This is a genomic window from Waterburya agarophytonicola KI4 (assembly GCF_020640915.1).
GTDB lineage: Bacteria > Cyanobacteriota > Cyanobacteriia > Cyanobacteriales > Xenococcaceae > Waterburya > Waterburya agarophytonicola.
The window spans coordinates 26,903-48,815 of the sequence record NZ_JADWDC010000010.1; the positions used below are offsets into that span (position 1 = coordinate 26,903).

The 21,913-nt window shown below is 37.7% G+C and carries 18 protein-coding genes and 1 pseudogene; 8 read left to right on the forward strand and 11 right to left on the reverse strand.

Annotated elements, in window-relative coordinates; all coding sequences use genetic code 11:
- Positions 1-85 precede the first annotated feature (85 nt).
- A pseudogene (locus I4641_RS24120) lies at positions 86-367 on the reverse strand (septal ring lytic transglycosylase RlpA family protein); the annotation flags it as partial.
- Between the two features lie 729 nt (positions 368-1,096).
- Here I4641_RS24120 and purM point away from each other — a divergent pair.
- Entirely contained in the window at positions 1,097-2,119 is a 1,023-nt protein-coding gene (gene purM / locus I4641_RS06035) for a phosphoribosylformylglycinamidine cyclo-ligase (RefSeq protein ID WP_229639574.1), read from the forward strand.
- A gap of 122 nt (positions 2,120-2,241) precedes the next feature.
- Here the strand turns inward: purM and acs are convergent, their stop codons facing one another.
- From acs to I4641_RS06050, 3 genes are all read right to left on the reverse strand, one after another.
- Positions 2,242-4,206: an acetate--CoA ligase gene (acs, locus tag I4641_RS06040; RefSeq protein WP_229639575.1), complete on the reverse strand. Its 1,965-nt coding sequence runs from the start codon at positions 4,204-4,206 to the stop codon at positions 2,242-2,244.
- Between the two features lie 107 nt (positions 4,207-4,313).
- Positions 4,314-4,784: a PPC domain-containing protein gene (locus I4641_RS06045; protein ID WP_229639576.1), complete on the reverse strand. Its 471-nt coding sequence runs from the start codon at positions 4,782-4,784 to the stop codon at positions 4,314-4,316.
- A 135-nt stretch (positions 4,785-4,919) separates the two neighbouring features.
- The gene (locus I4641_RS06050; RefSeq protein ID WP_229639577.1) at positions 4,920-6,902 is read right to left on the reverse strand and encodes a CAP domain-containing protein; all 1,983 of its coding nucleotides are present in this window, start codon (positions 6,900-6,902) and stop codon (positions 4,920-4,922) included.
- A gap of 296 nt (positions 6,903-7,198) precedes the next feature.
- Between I4641_RS06050 and I4641_RS06055 the strand changes: the two genes are divergently transcribed.
- Entirely contained in the window at positions 7,199-8,140 is a 942-nt protein-coding gene (locus I4641_RS06055) for an FTR1 family iron permease (RefSeq protein ID WP_229639578.1), read from the forward strand.
- Between the two features lie 63 nt (positions 8,141-8,203).
- Positions 8,204-8,518 (forward strand): hypothetical protein, encoded by a 315-nt coding sequence (locus I4641_RS06060; protein ID WP_229639579.1) that lies wholly within the window; start codon positions 8,204-8,206, stop codon positions 8,516-8,518.
- Between the two features lie 84 nt (positions 8,519-8,602).
- On the opposite strand, the gene I4641_RS06065 is transcribed toward I4641_RS06060, so the two are convergent.
- The 4 genes from I4641_RS06065 to I4641_RS06080 form a co-directional block, all read right to left on the reverse strand.
- Positions 8,603-9,262, reverse strand: coding sequence for a CCDC113/CCDC96 family coiled-coil domain-containing protein (locus tag I4641_RS06065; RefSeq protein WP_229639580.1), 660 nt, complete (start codon positions 9,260-9,262; stop codon positions 8,603-8,605).
- 149 nt (positions 9,263-9,411) lie between these two features.
- Positions 9,412-10,227, reverse strand: a complete 816-nt coding sequence (locus I4641_RS06070) for a hypothetical protein (protein WP_229639581.1) — start codon at positions 10,225-10,227, stop codon at positions 9,412-9,414.
- Positions 10,228-10,275: 48 nt separating this feature from the next.
- On the reverse strand, positions 10,276-10,929 hold the full coding sequence (locus I4641_RS06075) for a hypothetical protein (RefSeq protein WP_229639582.1): 654 nt from the start codon (positions 10,927-10,929) through the stop codon (positions 10,276-10,278).
- 107 nt (positions 10,930-11,036) lie between these two features.
- Positions 11,037-12,518, reverse strand: coding sequence for a DnaJ domain-containing protein (locus I4641_RS06080; protein WP_229639583.1), 1,482 nt, complete (start codon positions 12,516-12,518; stop codon positions 11,037-11,039).
- Positions 12,519-12,788: 270 nt separating this feature from the next.
- Between I4641_RS06080 and petL the strand changes: the two genes are divergently transcribed.
- Positions 12,789-12,884, forward strand: a complete 96-nt coding sequence (petL, locus tag I4641_RS06085) for a cytochrome b6-f complex subunit PetL (RefSeq protein ID WP_263858155.1) — start codon at positions 12,789-12,791, stop codon at positions 12,882-12,884.
- Positions 12,885-13,037: 153 nt separating this feature from the next.
- Here the strand turns inward: petL and I4641_RS06090 are convergent, their stop codons facing one another.
- On the reverse strand, positions 13,038-13,820 hold the full coding sequence (locus I4641_RS06090) for a pentapeptide repeat-containing protein (RefSeq protein ID WP_229639584.1): 783 nt from the start codon (positions 13,818-13,820) through the stop codon (positions 13,038-13,040).
- A 69-nt stretch (positions 13,821-13,889) separates the two neighbouring features.
- A complete protein-coding gene (locus tag I4641_RS06095; RefSeq protein WP_439655327.1) occupies positions 13,890-14,792 on the reverse strand; it encodes an ABC transporter permease in 903 nt (300 codons plus the stop codon).
- A gap of 105 nt (positions 14,793-14,897) precedes the next feature.
- Here I4641_RS06095 and I4641_RS06100 point away from each other — a divergent pair, with 105 nt between their 5' ends.
- The 4 genes from I4641_RS06100 (at position 14,898) to I4641_RS06115 (ending at position 21,083) form a co-directional block, all read left to right on the forward strand.
- The gene (locus I4641_RS06100; protein ID WP_229639586.1) at positions 14,898-15,167 is read left to right on the forward strand and encodes a hypothetical protein; all 270 of its coding nucleotides are present in this window, start codon (positions 14,898-14,900) and stop codon (positions 15,165-15,167) included.
- Between the two features lie 283 nt (positions 15,168-15,450).
- Positions 15,451-17,817 carry a heavy metal translocating P-type ATPase gene (locus tag I4641_RS06105; RefSeq protein ID WP_229639587.1) on the forward strand — a complete coding sequence of 789 codons (2,367 nt, stop codon included), beginning with the start codon at positions 15,451-15,453 and terminating at the stop codon, positions 17,815-17,817.
- Positions 17,818-17,910: 93 nt separating this feature from the next.
- Complete coding sequence (locus tag I4641_RS06110) at positions 17,911-18,342, forward strand: FHA domain-containing protein (RefSeq protein ID WP_229639588.1); 432 nt, start codon at positions 17,911-17,913, stop codon at positions 18,340-18,342.
- An 89-nt stretch (positions 18,343-18,431) separates the two neighbouring features.
- Positions 18,432-21,083, forward strand: a complete 2,652-nt coding sequence (locus I4641_RS06115; protein WP_229639589.1) for an efflux RND transporter permease subunit — start codon at positions 18,432-18,434, stop codon at positions 21,081-21,083.
- Between the two features lie 63 nt (positions 21,084-21,146).
- Here I4641_RS06115 and I4641_RS06120 read toward each other — a convergent pair whose 3' ends face one another.
- Positions 21,147-21,749: a peroxiredoxin gene (locus tag I4641_RS06120; RefSeq protein WP_229639590.1), complete on the reverse strand. Its 603-nt coding sequence runs from the start codon at positions 21,747-21,749 to the stop codon at positions 21,147-21,149.
- Positions 21,750-21,913: the final 164 nt, after the last annotated feature.

Below are 21,913 nucleotides of genomic sequence, written 5' to 3' on the forward strand. Positions count from 1 at the left end.
AGCTATCAAATATTTTTTATAATCGGTGCGATCGTAGATTTTGTAGATTTTTACGATCGCAAAATTGATAATTATCCAGTCAATTTTATCTGCCTAAAATAGTTACTTGAACTGGGGCAACTCCAGATTCTATCATTCCCAAAGAACGAGCAGCAGCAGCGGAAACATCAAGTACCCTATCTTTAGCATAAGGACCTCGATCGTTTATTTTGACTACTACAGAACGACCGTTATTGAGATTAGTAACTCTTACTTTTGTACCAAATCTTAACTTACGATGAGCAGCCGTCATTGCATTTTGATTGTATGTTGCGCCACTTGCGGTACGACGACCATGAAATCCAGGACCATACCAAGATGCCTGACCGCCAAAATTCCTAGCAATCAAAGGTCGATCTGCCGAGGGAATGATGCTATCGCTTTCTGATGGTTTAAACACATTTTGCTGCTCGAATATTGCTGAATCGGTTGTTGGTGTAATACTGCGAGACAGCGTTAAATGTAGATCTAAAGATTGACGATCGCGTAATTTTAAAGCAGAAATTTTTTGGTTTACTTTAAGAACTTTTTTGGTCGGTTTTGCTTGAGCCCAGCTTGTTAGTAAAGTTAAATTTAAAACACTTAATAAAGCGGAAAATATTAAAAAGTTGCTGTTTTTTAAAAAAATATTTTGCATCTTGGTATCTTGAATTAAAAGGGTTGTCAAATATACTTTATTTTTATTAACACTAATCTTAAGGTCAAGAAAAGTAATTAGAGAATTGTACAAATACCCAAATTCAACTTTAAGTTTTAATAAATAAAAAGTAAAATATCAGGTAATAGGAGTTATGGATGTCCAAACAATCAGTAAAATAACCAAATAACTAAGAGATTGCCGCTTAATTAAGCTCAAATAAGAACTAGGGCGATCGCGGGTTAAATGATGAGATAATTATAGTGCTGAAATAGTAGTGAAATCGAGTAGGGCATCCGATTTGACCTAATTGAAAAAAGATGGGTTCTAGGGGTTTGTCAAAGCGATCGCAACCATACTTTTTCAAGAATATTACTCACATTCAATTTAGTAGTTATTTTTATTTGCACAATATTACTTATGGACTATAAAGACGCTGGTGTTGATGTTGAAGCAGGACGCTCTTTTGTTACTCAAATCCGCAAAGATGTCGAAAGCACTAGGCGATCGGAAGTTTTAGGAGGACTAGGAGGTTTTGGCGGTTATTTTGAAATGCCTTCGGGTTACAACCAGCCTGTGCTAGTCTCTGGGACGGATGGAGTTGGTACTAAGCTAAAAATTGCTCAAGAATTAAACCGCCACGATACAGTAGGCATCGACTTAGTAGCAATGTGCGTTAATGATATTTTGACTTCTGGTGCAGAACCATTATTCTTTTTAGACTATTTAGCCACAGGAAAACTTAACCCTCAACAATTAGCGGAGGTAGTCAAAGGAATTGCCGAAGGATGTCGTTTGAGTGGTTGTGCTTTATTAGGAGGAGAAACTGCCGAAATGCCTGGTTTTTATCAGCTAGGGGAATATGACTTGGCTGGTTTTTCTGTGGGGGTGGTAGAAAAAAGTCAGTTAATGGATGGCTCAAAAGTAGAAGTAGGAGATATAGCCATTGGGTTAAAGAGTGCGGGAGTGCATAGCAACGGTTTTAGTTTAGTGCGGAAGATTATTGAAACAGGCAATTATTCTTGGTCGGACACTCCCAATATTTTAAATGGTAATAGTCTGGGTGCAGAATTAATTACCCCAACGCAGATTTACGTCAAACCAATTTTAGAATTTCTGGCTAGTGAGATTGAAGTTCATAGCATGGCACATATCACAGGGGGTGGTTTGCCAGAAAATCTGCCCCGTTGTTTGAAGGAAAATCAATCCATTGAGGTAAAGCTAAATAGTTGGACAATTCCGCCAATCTTTCAATGGTTGGCAGAAGCTGGCAAAGTCGAACCCGAGGCGATGTTTAATACTTTTAATATGGGAATTGGATTTGTAATTATTATTCCCTCTTCTCAGGCTGATGCTGCTTTGGAATGGTTTAAAAATAAAGATCTTAGCGCATCTCAAATTGGTACAGTTACCTCGGGAAATGGTACTTTATCTTTAATTTAATTTTCCCCTAGATCGAAACAACGGATGGGTTTTGCACTTTTGCTCTGCCCATCCTACAAATAATCAAGTCAATCTACTCATTACTTATCTAGGGGCTAACAGCCGTTCTCCCCTACTACCCATTACCCTTGTCTTAGCTTATCCAAAACACTCAGATCTTCCATAGTTGAGATATCTCCTACTAATTCCTCCCCTGCCGCCAAATTACGCAAGAAACGGCGAATAATCTTGCCAGAACGAGTTTTGGGTAGGGCATCGGCAAAGCGAATTTCTCCAGGACGAGCGATCGCGCCAATTTCTTTAACGACGTGCTGTTTTAGTTGTTGTTTCAATTCGTCACTTTCACTATACGAATCTTCCAAAGTAACGAAAGCGTAGACATCTTCACCTTTTAACTCGTCAGGGCGAGATACCACCGCAGCTTCGGCTACCGCAGGATGAGATACTAATGCCGATTCTACTTCCATTGTCCCCAAACGATGCCCTGAGATGTTCATCACGTCGTCTACACGACCCATGACCCAGAAATAGCCATCTTCATCTTTCCGCGCCCCATCCCCTGCAAAATAGAGATATTTGCCGTCTTTGGGGGCAATATGTTCCCAATAGGTACTGCGAAAGCGATCGTCATTTTTATAAACGGTACGCATCATACTAGGCCAAGGATGCTTAATAACTAAATAACCTCCTTCATTTTCCCCTACAGAATTACCCTCTAAATCTACTACATCGGCAATAATTCCAGGGAAAGGAAGAGTCGCCGATCCTGGTTTGGTAGGAGTCGCTCCTGGCAAGGGAGTAAGCATAAAACCTCCTGTTTCTGTTTGCCACCAGGTATCGACAATGGGACATTTTTCGTTGCCAATTACTTTGTGATACCAGATCCACGCTTCGGGGTTAATTGGTTCACCCACCGTACCCAAAATACGTAAGGAAGAGAGGTCTCGTTTGTTGGGATGTTCGTCACCCATTTTAATAAATGCGCGAATAGCAGTGGGGGCAGTATAAAAAATAGTTACGCCATATTTCTCTACTACATCCCAAAAACAACCAGGGTTAGAAGGACGAGGCGCGCCTTCATACATTACTGTCGTTGCACCATTAGAAAGAGGCCCATAAACAATATAACTATGTCCTGTAATCCAGCCCACATCAGCAGTACACCAATAAACATCATCATCTTTTATATCAAATGTCCATTTAAAGGTCATGTGGGTGTAAAGGTTATAACCCCCCGTAGTGTGAACTACTCCCTTAGGTTGTCCTGTAGTGCCACTTGTATAGAGAACAAATAGTAGATCTTCGCTATCCATGTGTTCGGGAGGACAATCTGTACTAGCATTTTCTTTAAGTTCGTGCCACCAATGATCTCGTCCTTCCTTCATCTCAATATCTTGTTTGGTACGCTGCACTACCAAAACATTTTTAACGCTAGGGACATCAGTTGCGATCGCATTATCTACCGCATCTTTGAGAGGAACAATTTTATCTTTGCGCCAACCTCCATCAGCAGTAATCACTAATTTAGCTTCTGCATCTTGCAGACGAGCTTTTAAAGCTTCCGAACTAAAACCACCAAATACCACGCTATGGGCAGCACCAATTCTGGCACAGGCTAACATGGCGATCGCAGTCTCGGGAATCATCGGCATATAGATACCCACGCGATCGCCTTTTTTGACACCCATAGCTTTAATTACATTTGCCATCTGGCAGACTTCTTGATGCAACTGAGTGTAAGTCAGAGTTCTTGAGTCTCCTGGTTCACCTTCCCAAATTAATGCGGGTTTGTCTTTGCGGTGGCCAGTTAGATGGCGATCGAGACAATTATAGGAAATATTAATTTTGCCATTCACAAACCATTTCGCAAAAGGTGGCTGCCAATCTAAAGTTTTGCCCCATCTTTTAAACCAATGTAGTTCTTTTTCAGCTAATTTTGCCCAAAATCCAGTGGGATCTTGCTTTGCTAAAGCATAGAGTTTGTTATACTCTTCCATGCTTTTGATGGAAGCTTTTTCAGTAAATTCTGTAGGGGGATTAAATACTCTTTTTTCTTGTAAAATCGATTCTATAGTTGCTTCGGACATAGTTACTCTTAACGGTATATCTGTTTACAGTTATTTGTAACGTCGATTTTGCTATAGCGATCTAATATTTGTGCAGTTAGTAAAAATTCTTTAACTATTTTGATTAATTATTGATTTTTAGAATTGGCAGAAGGTTTGAGTTTGGTTAACTTGAGGGTGAACTTTCCTCCGCTGGTATCACCAAAGGCGCGGACTCGCACAATATATTTTCCTGCCTCGGTAATACGAGAAAAAAGTAAGGAGTTGGTCGTCCCGTCTGGACCATCATCATTTTCTGCCACCTTCGATCCATCAGCAGCGATTAACATTACCATTGAATCAAAGTTATCCGAAGTTAGGTCAATCGCTACTTGATCTCCTTTGTCTAGCTGTACGTGATAATCTCGTGCAAAACCTCCCTCTCCCGTAGGAATATCATTTTCGGTCAAGATATCAGAAATGGTTTCTTCCGAAGTGATCGAAGGTGGATCGTAAATTTTGCTTTGTGCCTGAGTTGGCAAGGTCTGTAATCCCAATGAACTAAAAGCAGTAATTACAACTAATGTATTCAACCAAGGGAAAATAGACCAAGTAACCATACTCAATTACAGCTTAGATAATTTTAATATTGACGATGCTTTTATTATATCTAGGGAGACGAACCTAGAAATGAAATTTCTATCGAAAACTCAAATCCTAGTTCGCGAATATTCAATTGAATCTAAAGCATCAAATTATACGGTAGTAAAGTCGGCTTGTGTGATGTCGGCTGCATCAACATTAGAAATACTAGCCAACACAGCATTACTATTACTCAAGTCGTAAATTATAGTTGCCGTTCCAGCAGAGTTATTGACAATACTCAAATCACTGAAATTTAGAGATCCTGTTAGACCTAACATATCGATGTTATCGCTAAAATATTTAATAGTTACCATACCTTGACCCGATTCTAGGGCAAAAATATCGTTACCACCTCCCCCGTTCAAAGTATCATTGCCCGCATTTCCCAAGAGAATATCATCGCCATTTCCTCCACTTAGTAAATCATCACCACTTCCTCCTTCTAAACGATCATTGTCATTGTAACCAATCAAGCGATCGTTTAAATCTCCCCCAATCAAGGTGTCATTACCGCTACCACCACTAAGAGTCACCTTCAGTTGAGTTACATCACCAGCGTCAATTAGATTGCCAGTATAGTTACCATATAATCTAGCAGATTCAATTTGACTGAAGGTATCAGTACCCCTACCAATCAGTTGAGTATCGGTTAGGGTGAAATTACTATAAGTAAAATCTGTAATCAGGTCGATTCCTGCACCACCATCGAAGATATCATCCCCATTATCGCCTTTAAGCAAATCATCGCCATTGCCACCAAGCAAGGTATCATTACCATTACCTCCATAGAGGGTATCATTACCACCTCCACCCTCTAAACTATCGTTATGATTGTAACCAATCAAGCGATCGCTTAAATCTCCACCAAGCAAGGTATCGTGACCACTACCACCACTGAGAGTGACATTTAGTTGAGTAACAACACTAGCATCGATTAAGTTATTGGTATAGTTTCCAGTAAGTTTGGCTAATTCAATTTGGCTGAGGGTATCAGTACCTCGACCAATTAACTGCGTGTCAGTCAAGACAAAGTTATTGTAGGTATATTCTTCAATCGTATCTATTCCCGCACCACCATTAAGATTATCGTTACCATTTTTACCATCAAGAATATCATCGCCATTGCCACCCTTGAGGGTATCATCTCCGTTATTACCTCTTAGGGTATCTCGACCGTCTCCACCGTAGAGACTATCATTATTATTTCCTCCTACAAGACTGTCATCACCAGGATTGAGATTGTCGGTATTAAGATCTAATTTGATATTTTCCGAGCCAATAGTAATTTCGCTAGTGTCTCCGATTATTTGACCGCTATCAAAAAAGCTCACATTATAAGTACCCGATGGTAATGCTATCTGATAGCCTCCTGCTGTCATAGTAGTAGTAGTGTAGGTAGTGCCATTTGAAGTATTAACTGCGGTAATGTCTATTCCCCCTAAACCTTCTCCCACGGTATAAAAGTCATCTTCAAGGATTAAATCGTCATAAGCTACTCCTGTCAGGAATACATTTGAGCCAGATTTAGCAAAGTTTTGCGTCACCATTAAGGAGTTAAAGTCTACATCTATAAATTCTGGTTCATTAGGTGCAGTTTCGGGGTCATAATTGGGATTGGGTACTTCGCTCGTAAATATTCCTTCTGTCGTGGCTATGCCAATTTCGCGAAAATCAGATTTTAGAAGATTTTTACGGTGTCCCGCACTTTTAAACAAATTTTTATGGATATCTTCTGTATAGACATTGAGGTTGACAGTTCCAGTCGTTCCTTTGTAGCCAATATTTTCTCCAGATCTCCAGCTACCAGTGAAAGAGTAACCTGCATTTTCCATCCGCTGGTGAGCACTAGTTCCATCTATGCCAGTATGGGAGAAAGTATCTGTATCTAGCATCCATTGACTATGGGATCTAGAAGAATCAATCAATAATAAATTAAATGCCAAAGGTTGTTTGGGATCGGTGGAGATTGTACCTGGCGTTAATCCTTGATTTAGATCTGTAATTCCAAATGAATTTCCTTCTGCTGTAGGATTGAGACGAGCGCGATTAATCATTTCGAGCATATACTGCTCGTATGCAGATGGTTGAACCATAATAGTTAATTGATATATCTAATTTGAATCAACTACTAATGTAATTATATTTTTGTCTTTTTGAAAACAGTATTTATATCATTTTTTAGAGTTTTTGATAATAAAAAAGATGGTAAACAGATTGAATTCTGAATTAATTATTATTCTTTCTATGTATTTTCAACTTAAGTTCAAACAAGCCTGATATTTTATTGTTTTAATTACTTATAGTATATTTACTGATATATTATGATGTCGATCGGGTAAACAAATTTTTAGCTATCTTCAAAAAAGCATCAATTTACTAAAGTTTTATGATGGATTTTACTAGTGCACTACCGACTTTTGTTGTTACCTTGCGAGAAGGATTTGAAGCTGCTTTGGTTGTTGGTATAGTTATGGCTTGTCTCAAAAAAGCAGACCAAACCAAGCTATATCTTTGGGTTTATTGGGGTATTTTTGCGGGAATTATTACCAGCATTGCTGTCGGTTTTTTACTAGGGGGAGTTATAACTGGAGTTGAGACGGTTGGGGGAATTTATGCACCCGCAGTCAAACAACTACTAGAAGGTATTCTTGGTTTAGTGGCGATCTCGATGCTGAGTTGGATGCTTCTCTGGATGACAAGTCAAGCAAAGTCTCTCAAAGGAGAAATGGAAGGGGCGATCAATTTGGCATTGAACGATCGTAATGCAGGAAAGGCTGTCTTTGTCTTGATTTTTATCGCGGTAGTGCGAGAAGGTTTTGAAACTGTCTTATTTATCTTGGCAAAGTTTCAACAGGATTGGACTCTTCCTGCTATGGGCGCGATCGCTGGTTTGACTTTGGCTGGCATTATGGGAGTCGCCTTATTTGCTTTGGGAGTCAAAATTAATATTCGTCTCTTTTTTCAAGTGATGGGAATATTTTTGTTGTTGATTGTCGGCGGTTTGGTCATGGGTGCATTAAAGCACTTTGATTCTGCTGTGAATATGTTAAACCAAATGACTTTAAGTCAATTATGTTTGTTTAATCATGATTCTTGTATTCTTGGTCGTCTGGTGTGGAATGGCTCGAATATATTACCAGATAAGCAATTTCCTGGTATTGTTTTCAAGGCTTTGTTTGGCTATCGAGAAACTTTATATTTGGCTCAAATCATTGCTTATTTGGCTTTTTTAATGGCGATCGGCACAGCTTATTTTAAAAGCTTGGGGATTAGATTTTCCGTCGATAAAAAAAAAGAAAAATTATTTTCTAGTGATCTCGATCGCAGTTAAGCTGTGAAATTGTTTCTATCATAGCTGTAAATTACGCAAGTTACATTTTTAATACAGAAAGCTATGTTCAGTTTTTTTCAAGATCTAGATTCCAAGAACGATTCAATTATTACTTTAGATACAGTTAATGAAAAACTTCATAATAAAAGCAAACAAAGTTTGATTTTAGCTTGTTTTTCTATATTATTTCTCAGCAACAGAGATTTGATCGATACTTTGATTAACTTGTTAGTTCATGATGCAACTTTAGGCGATCAATTGGGCTTGGGAATTTATCTTGCTCTGGCTATGTCAGCTTTGTGCTTTATTCTTGGTACGGTTCAAAAGACATCAAATCTTATGTCTCAAAGGGATGAAATTAATAACTTGTTAATTTAATTATCAATTCCTTGCCGAAATTTCAACAAAGATAACGAATACCAAATAACGAATCAACGATTTCTTTTTAAAGCAAAATTACAATTAATTAGCTTTTTTCGCTTTAAATTCTAATAAATTAACTTGTTTTTGCAAGTTTTTATTTTCAGTTTTCAGAGTAGCAATTTTCTTTTGCGCTCGATGGAAATGCCCTTTATATGCTCCCAGACTTCTGTTACTTGTGCCTAATTTTCTACGGCGTTTTTGCTCTTTAGCAAATTCGCCCTGTAGTTTTTTATAAGCGGTTTGTAATTCCTGCAAACCGCCTTTACATTCAGATTTAAGCTTTTTAAGTTCGCGATCGCGTTCTTGTAGGATTTTGTTTAAACTATCGAGTTTGGCGATCGTTTGGTGATCAAAAGTGTTGGTTTTAACCTGATCGATTAAACCTTGATAGCTGTTATGTATCCATTCATGTTGGGCTTTAAATGCTCTTCTAGTTACTTCATATTTAATCGTGTTTAAAACAGCCTCTTTATAAATTCCTGTATGCTTATTCTTAATAGCAATTAATAATCTGTCGTAATTAGTAGCATTGTGGCGGAGACTATCACAATTAGCTTCAATATATATTTCGCGATCGCCAGAGTTGGAATTAATAATATAGGCTTGGTTTCCTTCTCCCTGAGGGGGATGACAGACAATGCGATCTTTCCAACCCTGAATAACTTCTTGTAGAGTTAATTGTTGGGTATTAATATTCATCTGCATTTTGCTTACTAGATAAACGAGTAAAATATAAAATATATATATTCAAAAAATCGATTGGATTCAACTTCAATTTTGTCAGTTTTAGCAAGCAAATCAAAAAACCGCCACCGTAAAATTATTGATCATTTATTATTTATAATTTATCAGCTAATAACTCTCAGCATTTTGGTTTGATTGTAAAGATCGACATTTTCCTGTCTAAGAAAATTATTTTCTGCTTGTAAGAGATTGATTCTCTTTTGTGCTTTTTTAAAGAGATTTTGACAGCTTTGGAGGCTTTTACTATTATTATCCAGTCTTTGTTTTTCTGTGCGATCTTGAATAAATTGAGTTATTAACCATTTATATTTAAGCTTCAATTCATTCATCCCTTTATTTAGTTCTGATTTAAGATTACCAATCTCGCGATCGCTTACCTCTAGTTGTTGATTTAATCTAGCTATTTCGAGATTTTTTTGGGCAATTTCCGCTTCTTTTTGCTTGAGTAATTTTTCCGCTTGCATAGCTGCTAATTGTCCCCGACATTCACTTTTAATCGTAGCTACTTGTTGTTGTTGTTGGCTAATTATCTGCTTGAGTTTTCCAATTTGTTCTATTTGCTGTTCGACGTTTAATTGCTGTTGCTCGATTAAAGTTTGATAACTAGCTTGAATCCATTCATGTTGTTTTCTGAAGGCTCGTCTGGTGACTTCGTATTTAATTGTGTTTAAAACCGCTTCTTTAAGATAACCATCATATTTTTGCTTGATTTTAATTAAAAGAGAATCATAATTTGTAGCAGAATGACGCAACTCATCGCAAGTGGCATGAATATAATTAATAATGTTATTATTGCGAGAATCTAATAAATAGGCATTATAGCCTTCTCCTTTTGGTGAAAGACAAATAATTTGATCCTTCCAAGTTTGAATAATTAGTTGTAGACTACCTTTGGGTCTAGTAGGTTGAGTTGTTATCATAATATTTTTTATAGTTTAATAATTTAATTCAGTTATATCCAAATAAATTTAATCCATTGGGCTATACATAAGTAATTCGCTTAAATCGTGTTGGGCTAAATACTGTTCTAACCAAGCTCTTTTCAATAAATCTAAGGTTGAAGGTTGAGTAGATAGAGTATATTCCCACTGCGCTCCTTTCCACCAACTAATATAACTAGATAGATCGTCATAAGCTTCTTCTAAGGCAATTTCTCCAGTTAACTGATGATATGTTTCTTCTTGAATAGAAACAATAAAAGCTTCAATATCTTGTTTGAATTGTTCAAAATCTTGCGAATTTTTAGTTAAGTTGTCAATAAAATAAACACATTTTGACCAAGATACTTTTGTTCTAAAATCATATTGTTGATTTTTAAAAATAGGGAAAGCTAATTTAAGCTCCAAAAGATTTTCAACTTCTCCCAAATCGTATGCTTTGGCTTTAACAACTTTTAAAAGAAATTTTTCAGGACAACTATATATTTCCAAAGGTGAAATGAGAGACAAATCTTCTCCTTTATTAATAACTACTAATTGTTCTAACTCAGATTGGGATAATCCCAAATTTAAGCAGCGTTGATACTCTGCCTCTAAAATAGACTGAGGAGAATTCAATTTAACTTGAGATAATCCTGCTACTTGATAAATTCGCAATCTTTGTTGCAGGTTAATATATTTCATTAGTTTTATCTTATTAATTTAATAAGCTTATATCTGGTATAGCTTTTACTCTGAGCTTTATTCAAGAGTATTTATATCTAACTTATATTTAACTTGCTATAGACATTTCATAAATTGCATTGCCACAGTTTAATCGTGTTGTCTGCACTACCGCTAGCAATCGTTTGATTGTTGGGAGCGAGTGCCATACTATTAATCTTGGCAGCGTGTGCTTCTACACTAGTAATTTCTTCCCCTGTAGACAATTTCCAGAGTTTGATCGTTTTATCCCAACTACTGCTGATCAAAGTTTTACCATCTTGACTAAAAATAACTTGAGATACTCGGTCTGTATGTCCCATAAGAGTATAAATCTCTTGACCCGTAGTTAAATCCCACAGTTTAATATGGCGGTTAAAGCCTCCCGTCGCTAACAAATTACCATCAGGACTAAATGCCAAAGATAAGATTCCTGAGTTGTTATTAATCGAACGAATTACCTGTCCTGTTTTAGCATTTCTAATTCTCAACTCAGGCTCTAAACCACCAGTACAAAATAGACGACCATCGGGACTTAAAGCAAGACAAGTAACCGCAGCAAAAACAGAAATATTCTGAATCTCCATCCCTCGATTTACATCCCAGATCTTCAGAGAATTATCCCCACCACAACTAATCAAAGTTTGGTTATCTGGAGTCAAAGCCAAAGCCACGACTTCACTGAGATGTCCGTCAAAATATCCCCCAAAGGTACGAATTATTTTTCTTTCTTGCAAGTCCCAGAATCGAATCGTTTTATCTTTACTACCACTTATCAAAGTACGACCGCTAACACTCATTGCCAAACAGGTAACATTATCCGTATGACCCTTGAGGACAGAAATTCTTTTACCTGTATTGACTTGCCAGAGATTAATTTCTTTATCGTTGCTCGCGCTAGCAATTTGTCCGTCGCAACTAACTGCTAAAAATTGGATAGCCCGTTCAAAGCCAATGATAGTATGCCAAAACTTTAAGGGGGTACTACTTTGATTATTAGCTGTCGCTTTGACTGTATAACCTCGATCGCTGTAACCTTCGGGTGTATATTTTTTATTGTATGAAGTGGTAGTCCTATTTTTCAATTTAATTTGGTGAGCCTTTTTAAACTCCGCATCCGCACGTAAGTTATAACCTAGTTTCGATAAAATAAAACCCCGACATTGATAAGCTTCTATATAATTAAGGTCGAGTTTAATAACGCGGGAAAAGCTATCTAAAGCAGCATCATAATCTTCTGAATTTAAGTAACTCATACCCTGCTGGTAATAAAACTCAGGAGTCTGTTGTGTATTCTCAACTCTTGTCTGAGATGTATGGGGAGCAGAATTAGTAACAGTATTTAACTTGACAGCATTGCTATCTTTTTTGGCTAGATCGGCTTTAATAGCTGCATAGGCTAGATTAATCGTTTTGATTTTTGCTTCAGCTTTAGCTTTGAGGATTGGATCGTTAACATAGCGATCGGGATGCCAAATTTTAGCCAGCTTACGATAGGCTTGCTTGGTTAATTCGGGAGATGCAGTAGGAGAAATTTCCAAAATTGCATAAGATTGAGCAACATTATTCATATTCCGCAAGATTATTAGCTATATTTTCCCTTATTGCCAGAGCATAATTGAAATTTTGCCGATAAGCTGCGATCCTAGTCACCTCGAATCTATAAACCATTGATTTACCTTCATCGCGATCGGGTAAAATACAATAGACCTCTTGGAAAAGTAATTCTAAGTATCAGTTAATAGTTTTTTGTCATTTGTCAAAATAATTAGAAGCGATCGGGAATTATGCAAGAAGTCTAATGAGCATAAAAATTTTTAAAACTTTAAGGGAGATACTCAATGGGTGGTGTAATTGCTTTTTTATTAATTATGGGTTTATATACAGGGATTGCTTTAGGACTATACTTCGGTCTGCGCAAATTTAAAATTATCTAGTTGGTTATAAGTCTTCAAATATTTTAAAGATGAGGATCGTCAATCTTGACGATCCTTTTGTGTCTGTAAATTTTTAACCGCTGGTTATTCTATAATTCGACTTGTATTCAACATAGTTCTTAAGAAAATTTAAGTAACAAATAATTAAGCTTACTAAAGTAATAACTGCAATAATAACGAACCAACACTACCCATAAACTTACCTACATGACCCATTCCCCCTTCTCGTTGCGCCATATTCTCTTCAGCTTCTTGAATTAAAGCCATTTGTTGCTGAAAATCGACTGCTGTCTTGTAACCTAGTTCGTGTTGTTGCTCTTTAAATAACTTGGCTGCTATTTTGGTATTCTTTTTAGCTTCTACTCGATGGTCAAAATTATATTGAATAATTCCCAAACCAAGATAAGCAGGAGCAAATTCAGGATCGATCTTAATTGCTCTACGATAGTGTTGTACTGCTGCATTATAATTACCGAGATCGGCTTCCCTGACTCCCCAACGGTGGAATTGTTCGGCAGTAGCAGCATTCTCGGCAATGCCTTTAATTCCTTCCATACGAGCGACATCTAAATTTGCACCCGTTAAATTTGCATTGTTTAAATAAGCGTTGCGTAAATCCGTACTTGTTAGGTTTACTCCCGCTAAATTTGCCCCCGTCAAATTTGCTCCATAAAAAGATGCACCAGTAAGATTTGCCCCCCTAAGATCTGCACCAGTAAGATTTGCTTGAGAAAGATTTGCTCCCACCAAATTTGCCTGAGAAAGATCTGCACCGACTAAATTTGTCTGCACTAAACCAGAATTACTGAGATCGCATTGAGAGCATTTTTTAGTGTTTAAAAGTTGAGTCAGATCGGTTAAACTTTCTGCCGGAGTAGGGATAGCAATAGTAATGGTAGAAATAAGTGCAATTGTAGTGAATAATGACGATTTCATATACTTAAAGAATAGAGCATTAAGATTTCGCCATTTTAGCTTCAATTATTTTTTTCAGCCTTCATAAAACTAGCTTTTGGGATCGAGAGCATCTCGCAGTCCATCGCCGATATAATTAATACTTAAAACCGTTAAAAATATTGCTATCCCTGGAAATATTGCCATATGAGGAGCAGAGGTTAAAAAATCTTTGGCTTCAAACAACATTCTGCCCCAGGTAGGTACATCGGGAGGAAATCCTAAACCCAAAAAACTTAGAGTAGATTCGGTAATAATAGCATTACCCACTGCTAAAGTAGCAGCTACTATAATGACGCTCAAAACATTGGGAAACAAATGAATCCACATAAGTCTGCTGGGTTTAGCACCGATCGCTCTGGCTGCGCTGACAAATTCCATTTCTCTTAGTTTAAGAAAATTAGCCCTGACTAATCTGGCTACAGACATCCAATTTAAACCGCCAATTAATAATACAATTAAAATAAATACTCCTAATTCTGCTCCTGCTATTTTTTTCATAGATTCGCGAAACAAGTAGACAATTAAAAGTAGCAAAGGCAATTGAGGTAATGCTAAAAATAAATCGGTAATTCGCATCAAAATATTATCAATTATACCACCATAGAAACCTGCGATCGCTCCTACGAGCGTACCAAGAAATATTGCCACTAGCATTGAAGCAATACCGACGCTCAAAGATACTCTACCACCCTGTAATATTCTGGCTAATTGATCTTGTCCCAGGTCATTTGTGCCAAAAAGATGTTGCCAACTAGGAGCCTCTGAAGCAGACAAGAAATCTATTTTATCGACAGAAGTTTGATATATAAAAGGTAAAAAAATAATTGATAAACTAAGCAATAAAATAAATACTAAACCAAATACTGCAGTGCGATCGCGTTTAAATTTGCGCCAACTATCCAACCATAAGTTACTGTAAACTTGGTTTGTTTTATTCGTCATTGTATTCATTAAAATAAAAACCAAATATAATTACATCCAGCTATTATAAATTGCTATAGACAAAAACAAATACTGTAAATAGAATTGATTGAAGCCTTATCTATTAAAAAATTAATGGGAACTTTGGTTAATATTGCAGCTATTTTTGCCTGCATCAGTATTTTGACAGGTTATCTTCGATTTATCGTTGATGAAAATGGTAATGTACCTCTAAATAGTTATAGGTTTACTGGTTGCTTGGGAATGGTATTACTAGGTATGGTTGAAGGTACTGGAGATTTGTTTTTTTCTCACAAAATTACTCCCAACGCACTATCAGCTTTAATGATTTACGCTGGATTAGGTATCTTTTTTATGATTTTTAGCCTGGCTGGTAATAAGTGAATCTGTAAAATTAAATTGTTTTCATAAATTATAAAAGCAATTTGACTCAATAAATATAAAGTTGAATTGGCGATTACTTCTTGGCTTTTTCTTATTATTTTGACAAGTGTCTGTATTTATAGCGGCTCTCATTAATCAATATCATTTGCAAATACTTGGCTTTGAGACGATCGATCACTTTTTAGGTATTTCAAAAATTTTTACTAATAATTTGCCTGATTTTGGTTAGGATCTTTAGATATACGATCGCCTTATCAGAAGAGAGCTTTTACAAAATCAATTTATGATTAAGTCCCCATCATCCCCTACAAAAAAGGATATAAACAATTCTACTAAGCCAGAATCAGAAACCATTGTTCTCGACGTCAATGGAATGAAGTGTGCGGGCTGCGTAAAGGCGGTTGAAAGACAACTAGAGCAAAACACGGGAGTTATATCTGCTTGCGTTAATTTGATTACAGAAGTGGCGGTGGTAGAATATGAGGCAAAAAGTATTGCGCCAGAAACTTTAGCGGATAAGCTGACTAAAACGGGTTTTCCTTCCCAATTAAGACAAAGCGATCGCACTACTTATCAAGCTGCAGCCAATAATCGGGCAAAAAGACAACAACAGTCACAAAAGCAAGCTCGACAGTTAGTTACCGCTGGATTCCTCTTGTTTTTTTCAAGTGTAGGTCATTTACATCATCTAGGTTTACCTTATATTCCCGTATTGAGTAATATCTGGATTCATTTTGCCCTGGCAACTTTGGCTTTATTAATTCCTGGGCGATCGCTTTTAGTGGATGGTTGGCGTAGTTTGGCGGGGGGAATGCCCAATATGAATACTTTAGTTGGTTTGGGTACTACCAGTGCTTATCTGGCTAGCTGCTGGGCTTTATTTGTACCTCAGTTGGGTTGGGAATGTTTTTTTGATGAGCCTGTCATGCTTTTGGGTTTTATTTTATTGGGGCGTACTTTAGAAGGTAAAGCCCGCAATAGAGCTTCTGCTGCACTGGAAAAGCTAGTTTCGTTACAGCCTCCTCTTGCTCGTTTGATCGGGAAGAAAGACGACACAGAAACCATTGAGATTCCTGTAGATCGGGTAAAATTGGGGGAATGGTTGCGTGTCTTACCAGGGGAAAAGATTCCCGTAGATGGTGCAATTGTTAAGGGAGAAACCACCCTAGATGAGTCAATGTTAACGGGGGAGTCGGTAGCAGTAGTCAAAGCAGAATCGGATTTAGTCTATGCTGGAACAATCAATCAGTCAGGGGTAATTACTATCGAGGTAACGGGTATTGGTAAAGATACTACCCTGGCAAAGATTATTAATTTGGTGGAAGATGCTCAAACTCGAAAAGCACCAGTACAAAAACTAGCGGATAGCATTGCGGGTTACTTTGCTTATGGAGTAATGGCGATCGCAACTTTGACTTTTGGTTTTTGGTATTTTTATGGAACAAAAATTTGGGATTCTGTTTTGATTAGTGCGTCTTATTCCATGGCGATGCCTATGGGACAAATGACGGTGGAAACTTCACCTTTGTTATTGAGTCTAAAATTAGCGATCGCTGTACTGGTAGTTGCTTGTCCCTGCGCCCTTGGTTTAGCCACTCCCACGGCAATTTTGGTAGGTACGAGTATCGGTGCGGAAAATGGTATTTTGATTAAAGGTGGCGATATCCTCGAACGAGTCGAGAAATTAGATACTTTAGTTTTTGATAAGACGGGTACTCTTACTATTGGTAAGCCTCAAGTTACTGACTGTATTTCTTGGGGAGATATGACATCCGATGAGTTATTACAGTTAGCTGCATCGGTAGAAAGTGGCAGCAATCATCCTTTAGCGAAAGCTATTATCAGCACAGCACGACAAAAAGCTTTATCTTTGTGGGAAACTAATAATTTCAAGAGTGAGATCGGCAGAGGATTGTCTGCAATGGTGATGGGCAAACAAGTACTGTTGGGTAATGAACTATATTTAACCGAAAAACAGATAGAGATCGCCAATGAATTTCAACTTGAGGCTCAATTATTAGCTCAATCGGGAAAAACAATCGTTTATCTGGCTCTAGAAGATATTTTACAGGGAATAATTGCGATTGAAGATACTATTCGCCCTGATGCTAGTAAAACCATCGAGCAACTAAAAAATATGGGGCTAAATATTGTCCTATTAACAGGCGATCGCGCGGAAGTAGCCCAAGCAGTAGGGCAACAATTAAAAATCGAGCAAATTTTTTGGTCAGTCAAACCAGGGGAAAAAGCAGAAATTATTAAATCCCTACAGCAAAATAGTACCGTAGCCACTATCGGAGATGGTATTAATGATGCGCCAGCCTTGGCACAAGCTGATGTGGGTATATCTCTCCAAGATAGTACGGATGTGGCGATCGCTACTGCGGATATTGTCCTGATGCAAAATCAACTATCAGATATTATTCGGGCAATCAAACTCAGTCAAGTCACGGTAAGTAAAATCAAGCAAAATCTAATCTGGGCTTTGGCTTACAATGTATTGGCTATTCCGATCGCAGCAGGGATTCTTTTACCTCAGTATGGTTTATTATTATCTCCTGTTTTAGCAGCGATCGCTATGGCATCTAGTTCGATAATTGTGGTGACAAACTCTTTACTATTGAATTTAAACAAAAATTTTGAGCTGTAAGCTCGTTAAAATAGACTGGTTACTTCTATATCCTCGATCGAAGATTGAAGATCGCGAGATCGATCGTAAATGCTAGATCGAAAGACTTGGCTCATGACTGTAAAACCTGTAAAACACCGTGAAGAACACATTCTCATCCTTACTGATGGTAAAGGACATCGAGAAATTCAACTTAAAAATGAAAGCTATTCTCTGGGGAGGGGCGCGCAGTGTAATATTGTGCTGCAATCTCAGTTTGTTTCTCGTCATCATGCAACTTTAATTAAACGTCAGGGAGAAGATCGCAGCTATTATCGTATGATTGACGGTAATTCTGAGGGTAGAACTAGTGTCAATGGATTGTTAATTAATGGTAAGAAAGTTCGATTTCACGATTTAAAACAAGGGGATAAAGTTATTTTTGGTCCTCAAGTAGAAGCAATTTATGAATATCGCGAGTACGATCTGTTTCCTACTATTCCCCCAGACGATCCTTATGATATTACTTTAATCGATCCTGCCATGATTGATGTGGAGGAGGATTAATCGATTATTGGATACTTGCAAATGTTGTTAGAAGAACAAAACATTCTTTTTCTGCAAAAATAACGGTTAGACTTGGTGTTTAATTTTTGATGTTTGATAGATCGCGGTTTAACCTTTCTCGTTTAGCAATTGAATATTCTAGTGTAACTATCTGCTTTTGGCTGGCGATCGCAATTGCTGGTATATTTGCTTTTAGTTCTTTAAAGTATTCTCTTTTTCCTGCGGTAAATTTTCCTGTGGTAGTAATTCGCGCCGAGGCTGAAGCTACATCGGTTTTGGAGATGGAAGCCAGGGTAACTAAACCTTTGGAGAATTCTGTAGCAGATATTGATGGTTTGGCGCAGTTGTTTTCTGCTACTTATTCTGGGCAAACAGTAGTTAGTCTTTTGCTAGATACGAATATTGATATCAAAAATGCTACTGCTGAAGTTGAAACTAGGTTGGCAGAATTGTCTTTATCCGATACAGAAATTGAAGTAATTCCTTTTAATTTAAATGAAACTAGTGCGATCAGCTATGTAGTTACGGACGATAATAATAGTCTGGAAGAATTAAATAATCTTGCCACTAATAAAATTGTTCCTACTATAGCTCGATTACCAGGAGTACAAAGGGTTGATGTTTTGGGTATTGACGATCGCCAAGATATTAATTCAGATATTCCTACTGCTAACAGTAATACACTGATTCATTTTAATGGGGCAAAGGCGATCGCTTTTCAGGTAATCAAACAAAGCGATGCTAATACTTTAGAAGTAGTTAGGAGTGTAGAACAACAAGTCGCCCAGTTAAAAGAAGATTTCCCAGATATTCAATTAGTTTTAGCCGAAACTCCCGCAGGTTATATTCGCGAAGCTACCAAAGCTACCATCGAAGCCTTATTAGGGGCGGTAGCTTTAGCAATTTTAGTTATATTTCCCTTTTTAAATAATTTTAAAGCAACTTTAATTACAGCGATCGCGATTCCTATTTCTTTGTTGGGTACGTTTATCGTGATGGCAGCAGCAGGGTTTAACTTAGAAACTCTTACCCTGCTGGCTTTAGCCCTGGCTATAGGCATTATTGTCGATGATGCCATTGTGGAAGTGGAGAACATCATGCGCCATCTAGAAGAGGGGAAAAGCCCCCGAGAGGCTGCTTTATCGGCTACTCGCGAAATAGGTTTGACCGCATCTATTTCCACTTTAACTATCGTTGCGGTATTTTTGCCTATTGGTTTGATGGGCGGTACATTAGGGCAGTTTTTTCGTCCTTTTGGCTTGACTATTTCTGCTGCTGTCTTGACTTCTTTGTTAGCAGCGCGAACTTTGTCCCCTATATTGGCGGTATATTGGCTGCGGGTAAAACAAGCTAAACCAAGGGAAAACCAGCGACTAGGATTTGCTGGTAACAGCTATCATAATTTGTTGCAGTGGGCATTAAATCATCGTAAAACTGTAATTGGTATCTCTATAGGCAGCTTTATTGCAGGAATTGCTTTAATCCCTCTAATTCCTCAAGGTTTCGTCCCTCAATTAGATCGGGGAGAATTTAAAATTGTCTACACCACCCCCTTACCTAAAATAGCCAAGCGTAATAATTCTGCTGCGCCATCTCAAACAAAAGAATCTCCATCTAATTTTAGCTGGTTAAAGAATATCGCGCGATCGCCTGAAAAAATATTACTCCGAAAAACTATTGCGGTAGCACAACAGATCGAAGAAATATTATTAACCCATCCCGATATAGAGTCGGCGTACACTATTGCAGGAATTAGAGGCGAACCCAATAAAGGTCAAATATATATCAAACTTAAAAGAGATCGCACCCTAACTACCGCCCAGGTACAAAACCAAATACGCCAAAAACTGCCTAAAATCTCTCAGGTAATTATCAGCGTCGAAGATATTCCTTTTGTAGAAACAGGAGAAGATCCTTCGTTTAAAGTTTCTCTAGAGGGAGAAGATCTCGATCAATTAAGGAAAAGTGCGATCGCTTTTAAAGCAGAAATCGAACAACTGCGAGGATTTGAAGATGTACGTCTAGATGGAGTGGACGAACCCTTAAATAAAATAATTCATCTAGATCGCCAGCGAGTAGCCTATATCAACGCTAATTTGACTCCAGAGAGAGGAATCGGCGATGCCACAGAACAGGCAAAAGCGATCGCTAATAAAACCCTATCTCCTGGTATCAGGTTCGATCTAGAAGGAGATTCTGCCCGATCTAAGAAGATATTAGGAGAATTTGCCATAACTCTCGCCCTAGCGGTAATTTGTATGCTAATAGTGCTATATTTGCCCTTTCAACGTTGGTTAGAACCATTAACAATCGGTTTATCCCTGCCATTATCTATTGTGGGGGCAATGTTAGCTTTGTTAATTACTCAAAGCGATTTTGGCATGATTTCCTTAATTGGATTAATCTTCCTGCTCGGTTTGTTAGATAAAAATGCGATCTTACTCCTCGATTATGCCAATCAATTACGGAGTTCGGGCATGAGTCGTACCCAAGCAATTCTGCAAACAGGAGTGTTGCGCCTCCGCCCTATTGTGATGACTACCTTTTCTACTATCTTGGGGATGCTACCCATTGCCATGGGATGGGGTGCGGGTTCAGAATTACGCCAACCAATGGCAGTAGGTATTATTGGCGGTTTGATTACTTCTTCTTTACTTAGTTTGATAGTTGTACCCGTAATTTATACAATTTTAGAAGACTGGATGATTGGCGATCGAGAAACTCCATCCCACTCTGAATAAAAAAGAGAAGAAAAAAAGAGAGGAAAAAATTCCCCTCCTAGTAATTTTATATTCGTTTATTTTCTAACCAACAGAAGAGAAGTAAACCTTTGATTTAACGGGATCTGGATTCATCGTTTTGTCTCCCTCTTGCCATCCCGCAGGACAAACTTCGTCAGGATTATTCTGTACGTGCTGAATTGCTTTTAGAGTACGCAAAGTTTCGTCAACACTGCGACCAAAAGAAAGATTATTGATAGTTGCGTGTTGAATCACACCTTCTTTATCAATAATAAATAGTCCCCGTAGGGCTACTCCAGCATCAGGATCTAAAACGTTGTAAGCGTTGCTAATTTCTTTTTTAATATCAGAAACCAAAGGATAAGCAATGTCGCCAATACCGCCTTCTTTGCGATCGGTCTGCATCCAAGCTAGGTGAGAAAATTCACTATCTACGGATACCCCTAAAAGTTCGGTATTGAGGGCTTTAAACTCTTCATGGCGATCGCTGAATGCGATAATTTCAGTAGGACAAACAAAAGTGAAGTCCAAAGGATAGAAAAATAATACAGTATACTGACCGCGATAATCAGATAGTTTCACTGTCTTAAATTCTTGATCGAAAACAGCCGTCGCTGTAAATTCGGGTGCTTCCTGCCCGACTCTCAAACATCCTTCACTGTTCATAATTATTTTAATTTCCTTAAATGCCAAGTAAAATTTGTTTGCAAAACCAACCCAACTCCGATCTTTTCCAAATAGGGTAATGTTTACAATTTATCTGAATTTTACTAATCTCAATCAATATATCACAGTCATAACAGTTAAATTAGAGACTCCGCGTTATGCGA